16 protein-coding genes are annotated in these 20,991 nt (G+C 69.7%); 6 read left to right on the top strand and 10 right to left on the bottom strand.

The annotated features are described in order from the left end of the window. Positions 1-84: 84 nt before the first annotated feature. Together aceA and H566_RS0108100 are read left to right on the top strand one after the other, a co-directional pair. Positions 85-1,377 carry an isocitrate lyase gene (gene aceA / locus H566_RS0108095; protein WP_028311044.1) on the top strand — a complete coding sequence of 431 codons (1,293 nt, stop codon included), beginning with the start codon at positions 85-87 and terminating at the stop codon, positions 1,375-1,377. 160 nt (positions 1,378-1,537) lie between these two features. Next, complete coding sequence (locus H566_RS0108100; RefSeq protein WP_028311045.1) at positions 1,538-2,314, top strand: sulfite exporter TauE/SafE family protein; 777 nt, start codon at positions 1,538-1,540, stop codon at positions 2,312-2,314. 24 nt (positions 2,315-2,338) lie between these two features. Here H566_RS0108100 and putP read toward each other — a convergent pair whose 3' ends face one another. The 10 genes from putP to H566_RS0108150 all read right to left on the bottom strand — a co-directional run bounded on the left by putP (position 2,339) and on the right by H566_RS0108150 (position 17,372). Continuing rightward, positions 2,339-3,826 (bottom strand): sodium/proline symporter PutP, encoded by a 1,488-nt coding sequence (putP, locus tag H566_RS0108105; RefSeq protein ID WP_028311046.1) that lies wholly within the window; start codon positions 3,824-3,826, stop codon positions 2,339-2,341. Positions 3,827-3,919: 93 nt separating this feature from the next. Then, complete coding sequence (gene putA / locus H566_RS0108110; protein WP_028311047.1) at positions 3,920-7,075, bottom strand: bifunctional proline dehydrogenase/L-glutamate gamma-semialdehyde dehydrogenase PutA; 3,156 nt, start codon at positions 7,073-7,075, stop codon at positions 3,920-3,922. A 209-nt stretch (positions 7,076-7,284) separates the two neighbouring features. After that, complete coding sequence (locus H566_RS0108115; RefSeq protein ID WP_028311048.1) at positions 7,285-8,040, bottom strand: helix-turn-helix domain-containing protein; 756 nt, start codon at positions 8,038-8,040, stop codon at positions 7,285-7,287. Between the two features lie 126 nt (positions 8,041-8,166). Then, the gene (locus H566_RS0108120) at positions 8,167-9,495 is read right to left on the bottom strand and encodes a DcaP family trimeric outer membrane transporter (RefSeq protein WP_028311049.1); all 1,329 of its coding nucleotides are present in this window, start codon (positions 9,493-9,495) and stop codon (positions 8,167-8,169) included. Between the two features lie 284 nt (positions 9,496-9,779). Continuing rightward, positions 9,780-11,087 carry a 4-aminobutyrate--2-oxoglutarate transaminase gene (gene gabT / locus H566_RS0108125; protein WP_028311050.1) on the bottom strand — a complete coding sequence of 436 codons (1,308 nt, stop codon included), beginning with the start codon at positions 11,085-11,087 and terminating at the stop codon, positions 9,780-9,782. A 44-nt stretch (positions 11,088-11,131) separates the two neighbouring features. After that, entirely contained in the window at positions 11,132-12,586 is a 1,455-nt protein-coding gene (locus tag H566_RS0108130; protein WP_028311051.1) for an NAD-dependent succinate-semialdehyde dehydrogenase, read from the bottom strand. Positions 12,587-12,871: 285 nt separating this feature from the next. Continuing rightward, positions 12,872-13,711 carry an ABC transporter permease gene (locus tag H566_RS0108135; RefSeq protein ID WP_028311052.1) on the bottom strand — a complete coding sequence of 280 codons (840 nt, stop codon included), beginning with the start codon at positions 13,709-13,711 and terminating at the stop codon, positions 12,872-12,874. 8 nt (positions 13,712-13,719) lie between these two features. Further along, positions 13,720-15,039 (bottom strand): ABC transporter permease, encoded by a 1,320-nt coding sequence (locus tag H566_RS23755; RefSeq protein ID WP_051378591.1) that lies wholly within the window; start codon positions 15,037-15,039, stop codon positions 13,720-13,722. A gap of 59 nt (positions 15,040-15,098) precedes the next feature. Beyond that, positions 15,099-16,130, bottom strand: a complete 1,032-nt coding sequence (locus tag H566_RS0108145; protein WP_028311053.1) for an ABC transporter substrate-binding protein — start codon at positions 16,128-16,130, stop codon at positions 15,099-15,101. A gap of 144 nt (positions 16,131-16,274) precedes the next feature. Beyond that, complete coding sequence (locus tag H566_RS0108150) at positions 16,275-17,372, bottom strand: ABC transporter ATP-binding protein (protein ID WP_028311054.1); 1,098 nt, start codon at positions 17,370-17,372, stop codon at positions 16,275-16,277. Positions 17,373-17,540: 168 nt separating this feature from the next. Here H566_RS0108150 and pdxR point away from each other — a divergent pair, with 168 nt between their 5' ends. The 4 genes from pdxR to H566_RS0108170 all read left to right on the top strand — a co-directional run bounded on the left by pdxR (position 17,541) and on the right by H566_RS0108170 (position 20,938). Continuing rightward, complete coding sequence (gene pdxR / locus H566_RS0108155; protein ID WP_028311055.1) at positions 17,541-19,046, top strand: MocR-like pyridoxine biosynthesis transcription factor PdxR; 1,506 nt, start codon at positions 17,541-17,543, stop codon at positions 19,044-19,046. Between the two features lie 260 nt (positions 19,047-19,306). Continuing rightward, entirely contained in the window at positions 19,307-19,609 is a 303-nt protein-coding gene (locus H566_RS0108160; protein WP_028311056.1) for an urease subunit gamma, read from the top strand. A gap of 13 nt (positions 19,610-19,622) precedes the next feature. Then, positions 19,623-19,940: an urease subunit beta gene (locus H566_RS0108165; protein WP_028311057.1), complete on the top strand. Its 318-nt coding sequence runs from the start codon at positions 19,623-19,625 to the stop codon at positions 19,938-19,940. Between the two features lie 59 nt (positions 19,941-19,999). After that, positions 20,000-20,938 carry a GAF domain-containing protein gene (locus H566_RS0108170; RefSeq protein ID WP_028311058.1) on the top strand — a complete coding sequence of 313 codons (939 nt, stop codon included), beginning with the start codon at positions 20,000-20,002 and terminating at the stop codon, positions 20,936-20,938. Positions 20,939-20,991: the final 53 nt, after the last annotated feature.

Consider the following 20,991-nt stretch of genomic DNA (forward strand, 5'->3'; position numbering starts at 1 on the left):
GTGCACACTCGTTCGTGATGCTGCTTCGCAAAAAGCCTTGCCTACACTTTGGGTCCTGTTTCCCAACCTAAGTAGGAGTTCTCAATGGCATCGCGCGAAGAGCAAGCCCAACAACTTCAGAAAGACTGGAACGAAAATCCCCGCTGGAAGGGTATCCAGCGCGGTTACAGCGCTGAAGACGTTGTCCGTCTGCGCGGCTCCATCCAGATCGAGCACACGCTCGCCAAGCGCGGCGCGGAAAAGCTCTGGAACCTGATCACCACCGAGCCGTTCGTGAACGCGCTCGGCGCGCTGACCGGCAACCAGGCCATGCAACAGGTCAAGGCCGGCCTCAAGGCCATCTACCTGTCGGGCTGGCAAGTCGCCGGCGACGCGAACCTGGCCGGCGAGATGTATCCCGACCAGTCGCTGTACCCCGCCAACTCGGTGCCGGCAGTCGTGCGCCGCATCAACAACACCTTCCAGCGCGCTGACCAGATCCAGTGGTCGGAAGGCAAGGGCGACACCGATTTCTTCGCGCCGATCGTGGCTGACGCGGAAGCCGGCTTCGGCGGCGTGCTGAACGCCTTCGAACTGATGAAGTCGATGATCGAAGCGGGCGCCGCTGGCGTGCACTTCGAAGACCAGCTCGCCTCGGTGAAGAAGTGCGGTCACATGGGTGGCAAGGTGCTGGTCCCGACGCGTGACGCCGTCGCCAAGCTCGTCGCCGCCCGCCTGGCCGCCGACGTCATGGGCGTGCCGACCGTGCTGGTCGCGCGTACTGACGCCGAAGCCGCCGACCTCATCACGACCGATGTGGACGACAACGACAAGCCCTTCCTGACCGGCGAACGCACGGTCGAAGGCTTCTTCCGCACCAAGCCGGGCCTCGAGCAAGCCATCTCGCGTGGCCTCGCCTACGCGCCCTACGCCGACCTGATCTGGTGCGAAACCGGCAAGCCCGACCTCGAATACGCGAAGAACTTCGCCGAAGCGATCCACAAGAAGTTCCCGGGCAAGATGCTGTCGTACAACTGCTCGCCGTCGTTCAACTGGAAGAAGAACCTCGACGACGCGACCATCGCCAAGTTCCAGAAGGAACTCGGCGCGATGGGCTACAAGTTCCAGTTCATCACGCTGGCCGGTTTCCACGCCCTCAACTACTCGATGTTCAACCTGGCGCACGGCTATGCCCGTGAACAGATGAAGGCCTTCGTCGAGCTGCAACAGGCCGAGTTCGCCGCCGCCGACAAGGGCTTCACCGCCGTCAAGCACCAGCGCGAAGTCGGTACCGGCTATTTCGACGCCGTGACCCAGTGCATCGAAGGCGGCCAGTCGTCGACGACCGCGCTCAAGGGCTCGACCGAAGACGAACAGTTCTTCGACGACAAGCACTGAGCCGTCGTCGCCGTGCCGGGCCTTGCGTCCGGCGCCGCGTCCGCGTAAGAAAGCCGCCCCGCCCCCCGGGGCGGCTTTTTCTTTTCGGGCACCGGTTGACGACACGCCCGACAAGACCGCCCGCAGGGGCGGTTTTTCTTTTGGTGGATGCGATATGGAAATGGAAGTGCTGCCATGGCTGTGTGCCGCGGCGTTCGCGGCGGGCCTGATCGACGCGGCGGTGGGCGGCGGCGGCCTCGTGCAGGTGCCGGCGCTGTTCGGCCTGATGCCCGACCGCGTGCCGGCGACGCTGCTCGGCACGAACAAGCTCGCGGCGGCCTGCGGCACCGGCTTTGCCGTGCGCAGCTATGTGCGACGGGTGACACTGCCCTGGCGGCTCGTGATGATTGCGGCGGCCGCTGCCTTCATCGGCGCCTTCGCGGGCGCGAGCGTGGTGTCGCGCGTGCCGTCGCACTGGATGCGGCCGGTGGTGCTGGTGCTGATGATCGTGATGGCGATCTACACGCTCGCGAAGAAGGATTTCGGCCGCGACCACGCGCCCTCGCGCATCGGGCCGAGGCAGCTGGCGGCGGCCGCCGGGCTGGGCGCGGCCATCGGCTTCTACGACGGCGTGTTCGGGCCGGGCACGGGCAGCTTCCTGATCTTCCTGTTCGTGCGCGTGTTCGCCTTCGATTTCCTGCACGCCTCGGCCTCGGCCAAGGTGGTGAACCTCGGGACGAACCTCGCCTCGCTGCTGTTCTTCATCCCGACCGGGCATGTGATGTGGGCGGCGGCGCTGCCGATGGCGGCCTGCAACATGGCCGGGGCCCTGGCCGGAACGCGCATCGCGGTGAGGCGGGGCACGGGCTTCGTGCGCGGATTGTTCATCGTGCTCGTGACCTGTCTGGCGGCGAAGCTGGGGCTGGACGTGTGGCGTTCGCTGGTCGGCCAGTCCTGACGCTTGCTGCCCGGTCAGGCGTGATCAGCCGTGCTTCGCGTATTCGAGCGCGGCCTTCTCGTAGCGGGTCTGCATGCCGACGCTCGCGCCGCCGCCGAGCTTGCTGAACACTACGATCGCAAGGCTCGACAGCACGAAGCCCGGAATGATCTCGTACAGGCCAAACCAGCCCGCCTGCTTCCACACCACCACGGTGATCGCACCGACCAGCATGCCCGCCAGCGCGCCGTTGCGGGTCATGCCCTTCCACAGCACGGAGAACAGCACCGGCGGGCCAAAGGCGGCGCCGAAGCCGGCCCAGGCATAGGACACGAGACCAAGCACGCGGTTGCCGGGGTTGGACGCGATGCCGATCGACACCAGCGCCACCACCATCACCATCGCGCGGCCGACCCACACTAGCTCCTTCTGACCCGCGTTCTTGCGCAGGAAGGCCTTGTAGAAGTCCTCGGTCAGCGCGCTCGAACACACGAGCAGCTGGCAGCTCAGCGTGCTCATCACCGCCGCGAGAATGGCCGACAGCAGCACGCCCGCCACCCAGGGGTTGAACAGCAGGCGCGCCAGTTCGATGAACACGCGCTCGGGGTTCTCGGTCACGGCGCCGGCCAGTTCCGGATGCGTCGAGAACCAGGCGATGCCAAAGAAGCCCACCGCCACCGCGCCCGCCAGGCAGGCCACCATCCAGATCATCGAGATGCGGCGCGCGTTGGGAATCGAGCTGACCGAATCCGCCGCCATGAAGCGCGCCAGGATGTGTGGCTGACCAAAATAGCCCAGACCCCAAGCCATGAGCGAGACGATGCCGACGACGCTCTGGCCGTGGAACAGGTCGAAGCCGACAGCGTTCTTTGCCTCGATCGCGGCCAGGGTCGGATCGAGGCCACCGCAGGCGAACATCACCACGACCGGCGTGAGCACCAGCGCGAAGATCATCAGGCTGGCCTGCACGGTATCGGTCCAGCTCACCGCGAGGAAGCCGCCCACGAAGGTGTAGGCGATCGTGGCGGCGGCGCCGGCCCACATGGCCGTGCCGTAGCTCAGGCCGAAGGTGCTCTCGAACAGACGCGCGCCGGCCACGATGCCCGAGGCGCAGTAGATGGTGAAGAACACAAGGATGACCACGCCCGACAGGATGCGCAGCAGGCGGCTGTCATCCTCGAAGCGGTGGGTGAAGTAGTCGGGCAGGGTCAGCGCGTTGCCGCAATGCTCGGTATGCACGCGCAGCCGGCCGGCCACGAGCAGCCAGTTGAGCCAGGCGCCCATCACCAGGCCGATCGCGATCCAGCTTTCCGACAGGCCCGACACGAAAAGCGCGCCCGGCAGGCCCATGAGCAACCAGCTGCTCATGTCCGACGCGCCGGCCGACAGCGCGGTCACGAAACTGCCGAGGCTGCGTCCGCCGAGGATGTAGTCGGACAGGTTGTTGGTGGATCGCCAGGCGGCAAAGCCGATCAGCACCATCGCGGCGATGTAGATCACGAAGGTGATCAGGGTGGGCGTTGAAACGCTCATGGATGTCTTCCTTGCGGCGCGTCTTGGGGTGGGAGTGGACAAGAAAAAGGGCGGCTCCCCGTCAGGGAAGTCGCCCTCGGAGGCGAAAGCGGATCAGACCGTGGCCATCGCCAGCAGCGAGGCGTTGCCGCCGACCGCCGCCGTGTTGACCGTGGTCGTGCGTTCCTGGGTGAAGCGCATCAGGTAGGCCGGGCCGCCGGCCTTCGGGCCGGTGCCCGACAGACCGCAGCCACCGAAGGGCTGCACGCCTACCACCGCCCCGATCTGGTTGCGGTTGACATAGAGGTTGCCCACGCGTGCCAGCGCCTCGATGCGGCGGGCGGTCTCCTCGTTGCGGCTGTGGATGCCGAGCGTCAGGCCGAAGCCGGTGTCGTTGATGGCGGCGACCACGCGGTCAAGCTCGGCGGCGGCATAGCGCACCACGTGCAGCACCGGGCCGAAGTGTTCCTTGTCGAGCGCCGCGATCGACGGGATCTCGAACGCCACCGGAGCGATGAAATGCCCGCGCAGGCCGGCGGGTACCGGCGTCTCGGCGATCATCCTGGCGTCGCGGCGCAGATGCTCGACGTGGGCTTGCAAGGCCTTGCAGGCTTCGGCGTCGATGACGGGGCCGACATCGCTCGAACGCCGGTCGGGCGGGCCGACGCGCAGTTCGGCCATCGCGCCGCGCAGCAGTTCGATCACGCGCTCGGCGATGTCGTCCTGCACGTACAGCACGCGCAGTGCCGAGCAGCGCTGGCCGGCGCTGGTGAAGGCCGAGGCGACCGCATCCTTCACCACCTGCTCGGGCAGGGCGGTCGAGTCGACGATCATCGCGTTCTGGCCGCCGGTCTCGGCAATCAGCGTGGCCAGCGGGCCGTCGCGGCCGGCGAGGGCGCGGTTGATGAGGCGCGCCGTGTCGGTCGAGCCGGTGAAGCACACGCCGGCCACGCGCGGGTCGGCGCAGAACACGGCGCCGAGTTCGGCGCCGTCGCCGGGCAGCATTGCAATCGCTTGCACGGGCAGGCCGGCCTCGAACATCAGTTCGAGCGTGCGGCCGGCGATGAGGCTGGTCTGCTCGGCCGGCTTGGCCAGCACCACATTGCCGCTGACGAGCGCGGCCGCGATCTGGCCGAGAAGGATCGCGAGCGGAAAGTTCCATGGGCTGACGCAGGCGAAGATGCCGCGCCCTTCATGGAACAGCTCGTTGCGCTCGCCGGTCGGGCCGGGCAGCGTCTCGCGGCCGAGCCGCTGGCGCGCCTGCGCCGCGTAGTAGCGGCAGAAGTCCACCGCCTCGCGCACCTCGTCGATGCCGTCCTGGAGCGTCTTGCCGGCTTCGAGCGTGCACAGGGCCATGAGTTCGGCGCGCTGGCGTTCGAGCAGGTCGGCCAGGCGTTCGAGGATGGCGGCGCGCGCGTCCACGGGCGTCGCGTTCCAGGTCGGCCGGAAGGCGGCGAGCGCGTCGATGGCCTCGCGCGCCTGGGCGGCGCTGGCGAACTGCACGCTGCCCACGTTGCGCGCCGTGTCCCAGGGGCAGATCACGGGCCGGGCGCGGCCGTCGCGGCGGCGGCCGTCGATGACGGGGCCGGCGGTCCACTGGCGTTGCAGTTGCGGCGCGAGTTCGGCTTCCAGCGCGTTCCAGCTCTGGCTGATGTTCATGTTGATGCCTCGGGAGTTGCGGCGCGCCGCGCCGAACAGGGCCGGCGGCAGCGGAATGCGGGGGTTGTGCGGCGTCGCGTGGCGGCGCAGTTCGGTGACGGGATGCTCGATGAGCGCCTCGACCGGCACTGCCGGATCGACCAGCCGGTGCACGAAGGACGAGTTGGCGCCGTTCTCCAGCAGCCGGCGCACGAGATAGGGCAGCAGGTCGCGGTGGGCGCCGACCGGCGCGTAGATGCGCACCGGCTTGCGCGCGCGCTGGATCACCACGTCGTGCAGCGCCTCGCCCATGCCGTGCAGGCGCTGGAACTCGAAGTCGCGGTCGCCAGCCATCGCCAGCACGGCGGCGACGGTGTGCGCGTTGTGGGTGGCGAACTGCGGATGGATCACGCCGCGCGTGCGCTCGCTGAGCAGGTAGCGCGCGCAGGCGAGGTAGGCGGTGTCGGTGCCTTCCTTGCGCGTGTAGACCGGGTAGGCGTCGAGGCCGGCCTGCTGGCTCGCCTTGATCTCGCTGTCCCAGTAGGCGCCCTTGACGAGCCGCAGCGGGATGCGCGCGCCCAGCTCGCGGCCCAGCCGCGTCAGCCACACCAGCGCCGGCAGCGCGCGCTTGGAATACGCCTGCACCACGAGACCGAAGCCGCCCCAGCCGGCGATGGCCGGATCGCGCATGAGCTTCTCGTACAGCGCGAGCGAGAGTTCGAGCCGGTCGGCTTCCTCGGCGTCGATCGTGATCTCGACATCGAGCGCGCGGGCGCGCGCGGCCAGGTCGCGCACGCGTCCGAACAGCTCGTCCAGCACGCGTTCGCGCTGCGCCACCTCGTAGCGCGGATGCAGCGCCGACAGCTTGATCGACACGCTCGGGCGCGGCGCCTTGCCCACGCGCGGCTCGCGGCCGACGGCCTCGATCGCGCGGGTGTAGTCGTCGAGGTACTTGCCGGCGTCGGCGGCGGTGAGGGCGGCTTCGCCCAGCATGTCGAAGGAATAGGTGTAGCCGCGTTCGCGCAGCGGCCGGCCGTTGGCGAGCGCCTCGCCGATGTCGCGGCCGAGCACGAACTGCTTGCCCATCAGCTTCATCGCCTGATGCATGGCGGCGCGGATGACCGGCTCGCTGGAGCGCTGCACGAGGCGGTTGAGCATGCTGCCGGCGCGCGGCGCGGTGTCGCCGTCGAGGCGCGCGACCTTGCCTGTCAGCACCAGGCCCCAGGCGGCGAAGTTGACGAGCAGGTTGTCGCTGCGGCCGACGTGGCGGTCCCAGTCGGCGCCGTTGAGCTTGTCGCGGATGAGGGCGTCGGCGGTGGCGGCGTCGGGCACGCGCAGCAGCGCTTCGGCCAGGCACATCAGCATCAGGCCCTCCTGGGTGTCGAGGCTGTATTCGCGCAGCAGCGCGTCGAGCGTGTCGATGGCGTCGCCGCGTCGGCGCACGGCCTCGACGATCTCGCGCGCATGGCGGCGGATGGCGTCGATGGCCGCGGCGCCGGGGTCGGCCAGCGGCGCGAGCGCGGCGAGCCAGGCGTCCTCGTCGACGGCGTAATTGGCGCTGACGAGCTTCATCAGCTCCGGCAGCGAGGTGGAAGCGAAGTCGTCCTGCAGGACACGAGCGGCCGGGAACATGGCGCCCTCCCTTCTGCGCAATGCAATGGGTCACGGGGGCCGCGCGAAGGCGGCATGACGCTGACTTTAGGAGGGTGCCGCCAAGCTTTCTTGCAGGGGAATCCGGATGTTTTTCGGAAAAATCCGGCCGTCGATCAGGGTTGGATGACGCTGGCGTGAAGCGCGCATGGCGGCGCAAGGTGCCGGCATCCGGACCGGGGGCAGGTGCTTCACTCGCCGCGTGCCTGGCGCAGGCGGCGCGGCGTGAGGCCGAGCTGCTGGCGCATCGCGGTGGTGAGCGCGCTCTGGCTGGAGAAGCCGCAGTCCTCGGCGATTCGCACGAGCGGCAGGTCGCTGTCGCGCAGCAGGCGGGCGGCGCGGTCGAGGCGATGGCGCAGCACGTACTGGTGCGGCGTCATGCCGGCGCTGTCCTTGAACTGGGCGTGGAAGTGGCTGAGGCTCAGGCAGGCCACGCCCGCGAGTTCGGCCACGGCGATGCCGCGGTCGAGATGTTGCTCGATGTAGGCATCGATGCGGCCGAGATCGAGCTGACGTGCCGGCGCGGGCCGGCCGTCGCGCATGCGCAGATGCAGCGCGCGCAGCAGCACATGACCGAGGCCACGCGCGAGCCAGGGGTCGTCGCCGTGCCGGTGGAGTTCGGCACCGGCCTGCATCAGCAGGCGCTGGAAATCGGGGTCGAGCGCCGGATAGCGCGGCGCGCTGAAGAGCTGGTCGAGCAGTGCCTCGTCCTCGGGACGGGCGTCCTTGCCGTCGAGGTCGATGATGAGCATCCGGTTGCTGCCCACGCCCGCGAACTGGTGCTCGGCATCGCCGGGCACCAGGCAGGCACGCACGCGGCAGACTTCGCCGCCGCGCCCGTTCACCTCGAACTCGGCGCGCCCGTCCACGGCCATCACGAGCTGGTGATAGCCGTGGGCATGGTTGGCGGCGCTGGGGGCGAGCTGGGTGAGACGGGTGTCGAACATCGCGGGTGGCGGGTGGCAATGCCGGGCACCGGCGCGGTGCGCCGGCAGCGGCAGGAGACGGGGATTGTGCCGGGCAAGCAAGTTCCCAGCCGCTGACCACTTCCCGCAGCCGCCGCCACACCGTCATCAGAAGCTGAACTTGGCCGAGGTCTGGATGCGGCTCACGTTGCCCTTGCTGCCGTCCTCGGTCTTGCGCTGGCCCCAGATGTACTCGGCGCCGAGGTCGATGTTCTTCACCGGCGTCCAGATGACGTTGGCGAAGGCTTCGCGCGTGCCGGCGTTGAGCTTGGAGATGTCGCCGTAGCCCGCGTCGTTGCGGTTCTTCACCTGGCCGTAGGTGAGCGACGAGCGCCAGTCGCTGGCCCACAGGTGGGTGAGCGACACATAGCCGCCGATCGAGGTCTGGGCCGACAGGGTGCGGTTGCCGGCGTTGTAGGCGGCGGCCGAGTTCGCGTCCTGGATGTAGCGGCCGATGCCCTGGCCGCCCTGGAGGGTGGCGTACAGCGTGTCGTTCGCGCCGAGCTTCAGGCTGCCGCCGGCGCCCAGGCCCCAGCCGGTACGGCTGGCGGTGTTGTCGCCCGAGCCGTCGTCGGCGCGCAGCGGGCGCACGAGGGCGCGCAGCGAGGCGTGGCCGAAGTCGCCTTCGGTGGTCCAGCGCGCGGCGATGTCGGGGCCGCGATCGACGGCGGTCACGTTGCCGCCCACGTCGCGCGAATCGCTCTGCGGGTTCTCGAGCGCGACGTCGAGCGTGCCGGCGCCGAGTCCGGTGCTGTAGCGGATCTGCGGCTGGCGGATGAAGACCTGACCGGTCGGGCCGAAGAATTCGAGCGTGTCGGGCAGGGCGTCCACGTCCATGAAGGTGGACCAGGTCTGGCCGGCGAGCCAGTGGCCGACCGTGCCGTAGGCGTGGCGCAGGCGCGGGCGGGCGCCGTTGGTGTAGGTCTCGCTGCCCTCGGCCGTGTAGAAGTCGAATTCCACGCGCGTCTTCACGTCGCCGAGTTCGCTCGGCGTGGCGGTCTGGAAGTTGATGCGTGAGGTGCGCGCGCTGAAGGTGGTCGTGCCACGGCGCTTCGCGTCGGCGCTGCCGTCGAGCGGCGCGTCGGCCAGGCTGATGCCCCGGCCCTGGTTGCCGCGCAGGTCGTAGGCGGCGTCGAGCTGGGCATAGCCGGAAATCTTCAGCGACGTGCCGCCGGGCAGGCGGATCGAGCCGGGCATGCTGCCGGCGGTGATGACCTCGGCGGCGGGCGCGGCGGCCGGCGCGGGCTGGGCGACCGGGGTGGCGGCTGCGGCCTTGCCGGCGTCGGCGGCCTGCTTCGCTTCGAGCTGGTCGAGGCGGGCCTGGAGCTTCTGCAGCGCGGCCTTGAGGTCATCGACCTCACCGGCGTGGACGGGCGCGGCGGCGAGCAGGCCGGCGCCGGCAAGCGCGGCGATCAGCGGACGGAATGCGTGGTTCATGACGGTCTCCTGCGGGGCTTGTGGTGAATGCGTGTTGCGGGTTTGGAAGACGGACCGCGCCGGCGAAAAGCCGGCTGCGCACAGCCGAAAAGCGGGGGCTGCGCGTCGGCGCGGGCAAGCCGCTCCCCTGCATCGCGTCGCGACGCATGCGGGGGCAGGGAGCGGGAGTCCGGCGCGCGCGGCGCCGGTTGATGCGGATGCGGTCGGGGCAGCCGGCGGCGCCGATCGGCCCGACGCCGATCAGCGCGCCGCCATCGTCTGGTGGCGGCTGGCGCTCAGTCGGCTCAGGCGGCCGCGATCGCGGCGTCCACCGACGCGGCGAGCAGGTCCAGCCCTTCGGCCAGCACGGCCTCGCCGACGGTGAGCGGCGGCATCAGGCGGATGACGTTGCCGTAGGGGCCACAGCTCAGGATGAGCAGGCCGCGCGCGCGGGCTTCGGCGACGATCGCCTTCACCAGCGCGCCGTCGGGCGTCCAGTGGCCGTCGGCATCGCGGGTGCCGAACTCGATCGCGAGCATCGCGCCGAGGCCGCGCACTTCGGCCACGCGATCGGGATGGGCAGCGGCGATCTCGTCGAGCTTCGCGAGCATCGTGCGGCCGGTGGCCTGCACCTTCTCGTTGAGCTGCTCGTCTTCGACGATGTCGAGCACGGCGAGCGCGGCCGCGCAGGACAGCGGATTGCCGCCGTAGGTGCCGCCCAGGCCGCCGGGCGCGGCGGCGTCCATCACCTCGGCACGGCCGACCACGGCCGCGATCGGGAAGCCACCGCCCAGGCCCTTGGCCATCGTGATGATGTCGGGCGCGACACCCGAATGCTCGATGCCGTAGAACTTGCCGGTGCGGCAGACGCCCGACTGGATTTCATCGGCAATGATCAGGATGCCGTGGCGGTCGGCGATCTCGCGCAGGCCGCGCAGGAAGGGCGCGGGGGCCGGCAGATAGCCGCCTTCGCCCTGCACCGGCTCGATGATGAAGGCGGCCACGCGGCTCGCCTCGATGTCGAACTTGAACAGCGCTTCGACGCCCTTGAGCGCGTCTTCGGCGCTCAGGCCGTGCAGCGGGTTGGGGAAGGGCGCGTGATACACGTCGGCCGAGAACGGGCCGAAGCCGATCTTGTACGGATCGACCTTGCCCGTGAGGCCCAGCGTGAACATCGTGCGGCCATGAAAGCCGCCGTTGAAGGCGATGATCCCGGGCCGGCCGGTCGCGGCGCGCGCCACCTTGATGGCGTTTTCCACCGCCTCGGCGCCCGAGTTCATGAAGAAGCTCTTCTTCGCGCCCGGGCCGGGCATGCGGGCGTTCAGCTTCTCGGCCAGCGTGATGTAGCCGTCATACGCCAGCACCTGGAAGCAGGTGTGCGTGAAGTGCTGCATCTGCTCCTGCACGGCGGCGAGCACGCGCGGATTGTTGTGGCCGGTGTTCACGACGGCGATGCCGGCGACGAAGTCGATGTAGCGCTTGCCTTCGACGTCCCACACCTCGGCGTTGAGCGCGCGCTGCGCGACGACGGGATGGGCCTGGCCCACGCCGCGCGGCAGGGCGGCGGCGCGACGCGCGAGCTGGTCGGCGTTGGTGGTGGTCTGCTGGGTCATGGTGCTGTCCTTCAGTGCTTCGTGAGGAGGTGTGCGGGGCCGGCTCAGATGCCGCCCATCGCGAGGTACTTGATCTCGGTGTATTCGTCGCAGCCGTACTTCGAGCCTTCGCGGCCGAGGCCCGAGGCCTTGATGCCGCCGAAGGGCGCGACCTCGTTCGAGATGAGCCCGGTGTTGATGCCGACCATCCCGTACTCCAGCGCCTCGCCCACGCGCCACACGCGGCCGATGTCGCGCGTGTAGAAGTAGGCGGCGAGGCCGAACTCGGTGTCGTTGGCCATGCGGATGGCTTCGTCTTCCGTCGTGAAGCGGAACACCGGCGCCAGCGGCCCGAAGGTTTCCTCGCGCGCCACGGCCATCGCGGTGGTCACGCCGGTCACGATGGTCGGCTCGAAGAAATTGCCGCCGAGCGCATGCGGCTTGCCGCCCGTGACAACGCTTGCACCCTTGGCGAGCGCGTCGGCCAGATGGCGCTCGACCTTGCCCACGGCGGCGCCGTTGATGAGCGGGCCGAGGTTCACGCCGGCCTCGGTGCCGACGCCGACCTTGAGCGTCCTGACGGCCTCGGCGAGCTTCGCGACGAAGGCGTCATGGATGCCGTCCTGCACCAGCAGGCGGTTGGCACAGACGCAGGTCTGGCCCGCGTTGCGGTACTTCGAGACCATCGCGCCCGCGACGGCCGCATCCACGTCCGCATCGTCGAACACGATGAAGGGCGCGTTGCCGCCGAGTTCGAGCGACAGCTTCTTGAGCGTCGGCGCGCATTGCTCCATCAGCTTGATGCCCACGCCCGTCGAGCCGGTGAAGCTCAGCTTGCGCACGACCGGATTGCGGCACAGCTCGCCACCGATGGCGACGGCGTCGCCCGTCACCACGTTGAGCACGCCGGCCGGGATGCCGGCGCGTTCGGCCAGCACCACCAGCGCGAGCGCCGAGAACGGCGTCTGCGGCGCGGGTTTGATGACCATCGAGCAGCCGGCCGCCAGCGCCGCGCCGGCCTTGCGCGTGATCATCGCGGCCGGGAAGTTCCACGGCGTGATCGCGGCGGTGACGCCGACCGGCTCGCGCACGACGACGAGGCGGCGGTCATTGGCCGGGCTGGGGATGACGTCGCCGTACAGGCGCTTGGCCTCCTCGCCGAACCATTCGAGAAAGCTCGCCGCGTAGGCGATCTCGCCTTTGGCTTCGGCCAGCGGCTTACCCTGTTCGGCGGTCATGAGGGCGGCGAGGTCGTCCTGGTGTTCGAGCATCAACTCGTACCAGCGGCGCAGCAGGCGGCCGCGGTTGGCGGCGGGGAGGGCGCGCCATTGCTTTTGCGCGACTTCGGCGGCGGCGATGGCGCGGCGGGTTTCGGCTTCGCCCATCTCGGGCACGGTGCCGAGCGAGGCGCCGGTGGCGGGGTCGAGGATCTCGGTGGCGCGGCCGGTGTCGGCGTCGAGCCAGGCACCGCCGATGACGGCCTGGTGGCGCCAGAGCGTGGAGTCTTTCAGCTGGAGCATGCGTTTCTTTCGGCAAGGCGATGCCCGTGGGCGCGTTCGTGGCGCGCTTCGGGGCGGTTCAGGACGGGGGTGATGGCCTGGCGGGCCGAGCTTCGGGTGGCACGCTCTCCGGCGGCGTCAGGCGGTGGCCCGGCGCAGGCGGTCGTCGTTGCGGCGAAGCGGGTTCGGTCCGTCGGTCAGCGCGGCGCTGGCCGGCTCACGACTCCGGAGGCGGGCCGTGTCCGGTCTGGCGGCGCGCTCCGGAAGGGGCGACCGGCGGACCGTGGGAAAGGGGTGGCGCGCGCATCAGTCCACCTTGGCGGTGCGGATGCGCTCGGCGCGGCGGCGCAGGTATTCGACGACCACCAGCGCCGAGGCCGACAGCACGATGAGCAGCGTGGCCACGGCGGCGATGGTCGGGCTGATGTTCTCGCGGATGCCCGCGAACATCTGGCGCGGCAGCGTGGCCTGCGACGGCGCCGCGAGGAAGAGCGTGACCACCACTTCATCGAGCGAAGTGGCGAACGCGAACAGCGCGCCGGAAGCGACACCCGGTGCGACCACCGGCAGCATCACCTTGAAGAAGGCGGTGAGCGGAGGAGCGCCCAGGCTGCTGGCAGCCCGCATGAGGTTGTGGTCGAAGCCTTGCAGCGTGGCCGTGACCGTGATGATGACGAAGGGCACGCCGAGCACCGCGTGCGCCAGGATGAGACCGGTGTAGCTGCCCGCCAGCCCGAGCGGCGCGAACAGCAGGTACACCGCCACGCCCACGATGACGGCCGGCACCACCATCGGCGACACCAGGATGGCCGTGAGCAGTGCCTTGCCCGCGAACTCGCCGCGCGACAGGCCCACCGCCGCGAGCGTGCCGAGCGCGACCGCCAGCAGCGTCGAGGCCGGCGTGACGATGGCGGTGTTCATCAGCGCCTGCCGCCACGGCGCCGATTGCGCCAGCTCCTCGTACCAGCGCAGCGAGAAGCCGGTCATCGGGTACATGAGGATGGAATCGGCGTTGAACGACAGCGGCACGATCACCAGGATCGGCAGCATCAGGAACACGAGCAGCACGCCGGCCAGGGCGAGCAGCGCCCAGTGTGAAAGCCTTTGCACGGGCGTCGCGTAATCGGGCAGGGTGTGGCTTGCCATGGCTGACCTCAGCGGGCGCCGCGCTGCTGGCGCGGACGGTTGAAGCGGGCGTAGAACACGTAGAGCACCAGCGTGGCGGCGAGCAGCACGCTCGACAGCGCGGCGGCCATGCTCCAGTTGAGCGTCTCGTTGGTGAAGAAGGCGATGAAGTAGCTGACCATCTGCTCGCCCGGGCTGCCGAGCAGCGCCGGCGTGATGTAGTAGCCCATGCCGAGGATGAAGGTGAGCAGCCCACCCGCGAGCACGCCCGGCATGCATTGCGGCGCGTACACCTTCCAGAAGGCCGCGAACGGCTTGCAGCCCATCGACAGCGCGGCGCGCATGTACACCGGCGGGATGCCCTTCATGACCGAGTACAGCGGCAGCACCATGAAGGGCAGCAGGATGTGGATCATCGCGATGTAGACGCCGGTGCGGTTGAACACCAGTTGCAGCGGCTCGCTGATGACGCCGCTCAGCATGAGCGCCTGGTTCACGAGGCCGCCGCCCTGCAGCAGCACGATCCACGCGGCCACGCGCACCAGCACCGAAGTCCAGAACGGCAGCAGCACGAAGATCATCAGCACGTTGCTGATGCGCGCCGGCAGCGTCGCCAGCACATAGGCGAGCGGAAAGCCCAGCAGCAGGCAGACCAGCGTGACGATGCCGCTCATCCAGAAGGTGCGCGCGAACACGTCCACGAACACCGCCTGGTCGGACTCGACCCGCTGGAGGCTGCCGTCGGCGGCCTGCTCGCGGTCGAGCGCGGCGAGCAGATAGCGCGGCGTGTAGGGCGAGGCATTGCTCGCGATCGCCTGCCACACCTCGGACTGACCCCAGCGCTCGTCGATTGCGAGGATGCGGTCGCGCGCGGCGGGTCGGGCGGCGTCGGGCGTGACAGCGCTTGCAGCGCCGGCCGCGCCATCGCCGGCGGGTGCGGTGTCGGCCGGTTCGGCGGGGGCTTGCAGGCCGCTCGCCGTCTTCATGACCAGCGAGCGCAGGCCCGACTGCTCGACGTTCAGCCGCTTGGCGGCGGCCGCGAGCTTCGGCGTGCCGCGACCGGCATCGAGGTCGGCGGCGAGGGCGTCGAACACCGGCTCGCCCGGCGTGCCGGCGTCGGCCTTCCAGCCCTTGAGCGCGCTCGTGGTGAGCGGCAGTCCGTCCATCACCTCGCGGTTGTCGATGCCGCGCTTGAGCAGGGCGCCGATCGGCCACAGGAAGGCCACGAACAGCAGCACCGCCACCGGCAACACCAGCGCCATCGACGTGAGCTTCTTGCGCCGCTCGGCAAGCCGCAGCTGGCGCTTGAGCGGCGTGGCGTCGGCGGGGGGCTGCTCGGCAGCTTGCATCGGCAGTTCCTCGATCAGTTGCGACATCGCGACCTCAGATGATGGACAGGCTCAGGCGCTCAGCGCGCGGCCCAGCTGTTGAAGCGCTGTTCCAGCTCTTCGCCGTGATCGACCCAGAAGCGGGTGTTGCTCTGGAGCGCGCCCTTGAGGTTGGCCGGGGCGGTGGGCAGCTCGGCGGCGACCTTGGCGTCGATACCGGCGACGGTCTTGACGTGCGTCGGGCCGTAGGGGATCTCGCCCGAGTACACGCGCTGGTTCTCGGGTTGCGCGACGAACTTGATGAAGCTGTAGGCGAGGTCGCGGTTGGCGGTGCCCTTCGGGATGGCCCAGGCATCGACGTCATAGATGTTGCCGGCCCAGACGATCTTGAGGTTGCGGCCTTCCTTCTGCGCGCTGGCGATGCGGCCGTTGAACGCGGCGGCCATCGTCACGTCGCCCGAGGCGAGCATCTGCGGCGGCTGGGCGCCGGCTTCCCACCACTGGATGTTGGCCTTGAGCTGGTCGAGCTTCTTGAACGCGCGATCGACGCCGGCCTTGGTGGCGAGCTGGGCGTACACCTGCTCGGGCGGCACGCCGTCGGCCATGAGCGCGATTTCGAGCGTGAACTTGGCGCCCTTGCGCAGGCCGCGCTTGCCGGGCCAGGTCTTGGTGTCCCAGAAATCGACCCAGCTCGCGGGCGCCTTGGCGCCGACCTTGTCGGCGTTGTAGGCCATCGCGGTCGACCACACGAAGAAGCCGAGGCCGCATTCGGTCGCGGTGCCGGGCACGAAGTCGGCCTTGGGGGCGATCTTGCTGTAGTCGAGCTTCTCGTACAGGCCTTCCTCGCAGCCGCGCACCAGCTCGGGCGATTCGACTTCCACCACGTCCCAGCTCACCTTGCCGGCCTCGACCATGGCCTTGATCTTGGCCTGTTCGCCGTTGTATTCGCCGGCGACGATCCTGTTGCCCGTGGCCTTCTGGAACGGCAGGTAGTAGGCCTTTTCCTGGGCCTTCTGGTTGGTGCCGCCGAAGGAGATGACCGACAGGTCGGCGGCTTGGGCGGCGGTGCTGGCGAGGACGGCGGCCAGGGCGAGTGCGAGCTTGCGGTTCATGGTGTTTCTCTGGGTCGGGAGAGAAGGGCGCGGTCCTGCGAAAGCGCGCCCGGGTTCGGCCGTCGAGGGCCGGGCAAGGGAAATCGGTTGGCGTTGGGCCGCCGTGCCCGAGGCCGCCGCGCGGCGCCGGGCGGCGGTGCGGCTTCAGGCGGCGCGCGTCTCGGCGAAGGCGCGGGCGTGCTCGGGGCGGATGCCCACGGCGATGGTCTGTTCGGGCAGCACCTGGCGGTCGAGCGCGCCGGCCGGCAGCTTCACCATGAAGTTGCCGTTGCCCGCGAGGTCGAGCCGCAGGCGCAGGTGGTCGCCCAGGTACACCAGCTCCTTCACCGTCGCGGTGAAGCGGTTGGGCGCCGCCTCGGCGGCCTGGTCGATCAGCACGCGCTCGGGGCGGATCGACACCGTGGCGGTGTTCTCCGCGCCGAGGTCGCCGACGCTCGCGCGCAGCAGGCTGCCGTCGGCCAGACGCAGGCTGCATTCGGCGCCGTGGTGCTGCTCGACCGTCGCCGCGAGCGCATTGCTCTCGCCGATGAAGCCGGCCACGAAAGCGTTTGCAGGCCGCTCGTACAGCGCGTCGGCGCGGTCGAGCTGCTGGATGCGGCCCTTGTCGAACACCGCGATGCGGTCCGACATCGTCAGCGCCTCGCTCTGGTCGTGCGTGACGAACACGAAGGTGATGCCGAGCGAGTCATGCAGATGCTTGATCTCCATCTGCATGTGCTCGCGCAGCTGCTTGTCGAGCGCGCCGAGCGGTTCGTCCATCAGCACGAGTTCGGGCGAGAACACGAGGGCGCGTGCCAGCGCGATGCGCTGCTGCTGCCCGCCCGAGAGCTGCTGCGGATAGCGCTCGCCGAAGGCATCGAGCTTCACCATCGCCAGCGCCTGCTTCACCTTCTGGTCGATCTCGTGCGCGGGCAGCTTGCGCACCGCGAGCGGGAAACGGATGTTCTCGCGCACCGTCATGTGCGGAAACAGCGCGTAGTTCTGGAACACCACGCCGATGTTGCGGCGCCAGGGCGGCAGCTTGTTGATGACCTTGCCGCCGAGCCTGATCTCGCCGGCGGTGGGTGTCTCGAAGCCGGCCAGCATCATCAGGCAGGTGGTCTTGCCCGACCCCGACGGCCCGAGCAGCGTGAGGAACTCGCCGCGCTCGATGTCGAGATCGAGGTCGCGCACGATGAGGTGCTCGCCGTCATAGGTCTTGCGGACCTTGCGGAAGGTGACGTGCGGGGCTGCTGCGGTCATCGTTGGCTCCTCTGCAAGGCCTTGCAATCACAAGGCCGTGGCAATGCGGTGAATTGATGGCGGCGGAGTTTAGGGTTTAAGGTGTCCCTCGGCAGAACCAGCAAACCCGCATTTCAGGGAACCGGTCCCCCGCTGCCCCCACAACCGGTTCCTTCGATCCTCAAGCAAATGGACCAGCGCCTCGTCGTCGAAATCATCCAGCGCCGTTTCGAGCAGCAGCCCGAGGGCGGAATGCTGCGCGTGCGCCTCTATCTCGCCATCCGTCAGGCCATCCTCGAACGCGAACTCACGGCTGGCGAATGCCTGCCCGGCACGCGCAGCCTCGCGGGCGAACTCGGCCTCGGCCGCAACACCGTGCTCTGGGCCTACGACCAGCTGCTGGCCGAGGGCTATCTGGTGGGGCAGAGCGGCACCGGCACCTTCGTGTCGGGCGCGGTGCGCACCGACAAGGCCGCGCCGCCCAAGCGGCTGATCGGCACGCGGCGCGAGGGCATCAGCAAGCGCGGCATGCTCATCAGCGTCAATGCCTCCAGCAGCCGCATCCAGAGCGGCGCCTTCATGCCCGGCGTGCCCGACGTGGAGCACTTCCCGTTCAAGCTGTGGAACCGGTTGATCGCGCGCTACCACGGTGTCGAGCACTCCTCGCTCATGCAGTACGGCCACGGCGGCTACGGGCCGCTCAAGGTGGCGCTGGCCGAGTACCTGAACGTCACGCGGATGATGCAATGCAGCCCGCGCCAGATCGTCATCATCAACGGCAGCCATCAGGCCTTCGACCTTTGCGCCCGCATGCTTTGCGACCACGGCGACCGCGCCTGGCTGGAAGACCCCGGCTACTGGGGCGCGCGCAACGTGCTGCGGGCGGCGGGCCTCAACGTCGAGCCGATCCCGCTCGACGAGCGCGGCATCGCGCCCACCGACGAGCACTGGAGCGCCACGCCGCCGCGCCTCGTGATGGTCACGCCGTCGAGCCAGTACCCGACCGGCACCGTGCTGTCGCTCGACCGCCGGCTGCAATTGCTGGAGCGCGCCGAGAGCTGCGGCGCCTGGATCGTCGAGGACGACTACGACAACGAGCTGCGCTACCACGACCATCCGGTCGCCTCGCTGTTCGGGCTGTCGCAGTCGCGGCGCGTCATCTACCTCGGCACCTTCAGCAAGGTGCTGTTCCCGGGCATGCGCATGTCGTACATGGTCGTGCCCGAGGATCTGGTCGAGGCCTTCACGCTCGGCAATGCCGAGCTCTACCGCGAGGGCCGGCTGGCCGAGCAGGCGGCGCTGGCCGAGTTCATCGACGCGGGGCATTTCACCGCCCACATCCGCCGCATGCGCGCCATCTACCAGGAGCGCCGCGACGCGCTGCACGAGGTGCTCGACTCGCGCCTCGGCGGGCTGGTGCACAGCCCGCTCACGCAGGCCGGGCTGCAATCGCTCTACACGCTCAACGGCCCGGCCGATGATGTGCAGCTCGCGGCCGAGGCGCTGCAACGCCGCATCGTCACCCGGCCGTTGTCGATCTACTACGACGATCCGTCGCGCGCCGTGCCGGGGCTGAACCTCGGCTTCGCGGCGGTGCCGGTCGAGGTGATCCGCACCGCCGCCGCCCAGCTCGCCGAGGTGATCGAGGCGCACATGACGGCGCGGCGCCGGCTCGGGCAGCGGCCTGCGGCGTAAACCGGCGCGGCCCCGCGTGCCGGGCGCTGCCGCGCGCCGGCATCGCGCCAGCGACGCGCCGCCGCGTCATTCCGCCGCGCCGGCTTTCGTGCTGCATCGCACCGGGAATAACCTCCTTGCACCGATCAACCCGCTGGCACGACGCTCGCTAGCCAGCACCACCCGCCGGACCGCCGCCGAAAGGCGTCGCGCGCCGGCCGCATCCCACCGCGCGCGCAAGCGCCAACCCACACCGCCGGCACCGCGCCGGCGCAGGAACCATGGAACTCACGCCCCGCGAGAAGGACAAGCTCCTCATCTTCACCGCCGCGCTGCTCGCCGAGCGCCGCAAGGCCCGCGGCCTCAAGCTCAACTATCCCGAGTCGGTTGCCTTCATCACCGCCGCGATCATGGAAGGCGCGCGCGACGGCATGACCGTCGCCCAGCTCATGAGCCACGGCACCACGCTGCTCACGCGCGACGACGTCATGGACGGCGTGCCCGAGATGATTCCCGACATCCAGGTCGAGGCCACCTTTCCGGACGGCACCAAGCTCGTCACCGTCCACCATCCGATCCCCTGAACGAGGCGCGCAGATGATCCCCGGCCAGCTTCTCCCCGCCGACGGCGAACTCGAACTCAACGTCGGCCGCGACACCGTCACCCTCGTCGTCGCCAACACCGGCGACCGCCCGATCCAGGTCGGCTCGCACTTCCACTTTGCCGAGACCAACGACGCGCTCGCCTTCGACCGCGATGTGGCGCGCGGCTTCCGGCTCAACATCGCCGCCGGCACCGCCGTGCGCTTCGAGCCGGGCCAGGAACGCACGGTCGAGCTGGTCAAGCTTGCCGGCGACCGCGTCGTGTACGGCTTCCAGGGCCGCGTCATGGGCAAGCTCGACGCCACGCCCTGACGACGCGCCACGCGCCCGACGCCTCAACGCAGCCAGCCAACCGCAACACAAGGCCAGCCATGACGCCCTTCATCCAGGTCTGCGAAGTCTGGGTGCCGCACGCGAGCCGCGACTACCTCGTGCTGCACTCCGGCCATTACGGCGACTTCACCGAACTCGCCGACCTCAGCCGCACGCTCCTCTGGAGCTGGGGCGAGGGCCTGCCCGGCCGCGCCTGGGAAGCCGGTGAACCCGTGCTGCTGCACGACCTGAATCCGGCCGTCTTCAAGCGCAGCGACATCGCCGCGCGCCTTGGCCTCACCTGCGGCTTCGCCATCCCGGTGCGCGCGGGCGAGTTCCTCACGGGCGTCATCGTTTTCCTGTGCAGCGATGCGGCCAAGGCGGTCGGCGCCTTCGAGCTGTGGGGCGCGACGCCCGACGAGCCCAACTACCTCGGCCTGCTCGACGGCCATTACGGCCGCACCCAGCCCTTCGGCGACGCCTCGCGCGGCCAGACCTTCGCGCGTGGCTTCGGCCTGCCGGGCAAGGCCTGGCAGAGCGGCCTGCCCGAGCTGATGACCGGCCTCGGCAGCTCGCCCGACTTCCTGCGCGCCTCGCAGGCCAGGCAATGCGGCATCGACGTCGGCATCGCCATCCCCGTCGGCATCGACAGCGACCAGCCGCGCATCGTCGCGCTGCTGTCGGCGCCGGCCACGCCGCTCGCGCGCCGCGTCGAGATCTGGACCGTCGATGCCGAGCATGAATCCCTCGTCTTCCACGACGGCTGGTGCGCCAACGTGCCCAGGCTCGACCGCGTGTACGACGGCGTCCACCTGAGCCGCAGCGACAGCACCGTCGGCCGCGCCTGGCGCTGCGGCATCCCGATGGTCGTCAACCAGCTCTCGGCCTCGGGCTCGGCGCTGGGCGTGGCCGCCGTCACCGCCGGGCTCGACACGATGGTCGCCATCCCGGTCATGGACCGCGGCTGGGTGCGCGCCGTGGTCGCGCTCTACCCCTGAACAAGATTTAGAACATCCCCGCCGGCGCCCCGCGCCTGCCCCCCAACGGAGCC

The organism is Derxia gummosa DSM 723, from assembly GCF_000482785.1.
GTDB lineage: Bacteria > Pseudomonadota > Gammaproteobacteria > Burkholderiales > Burkholderiaceae_E > Derxia > Derxia gummosa.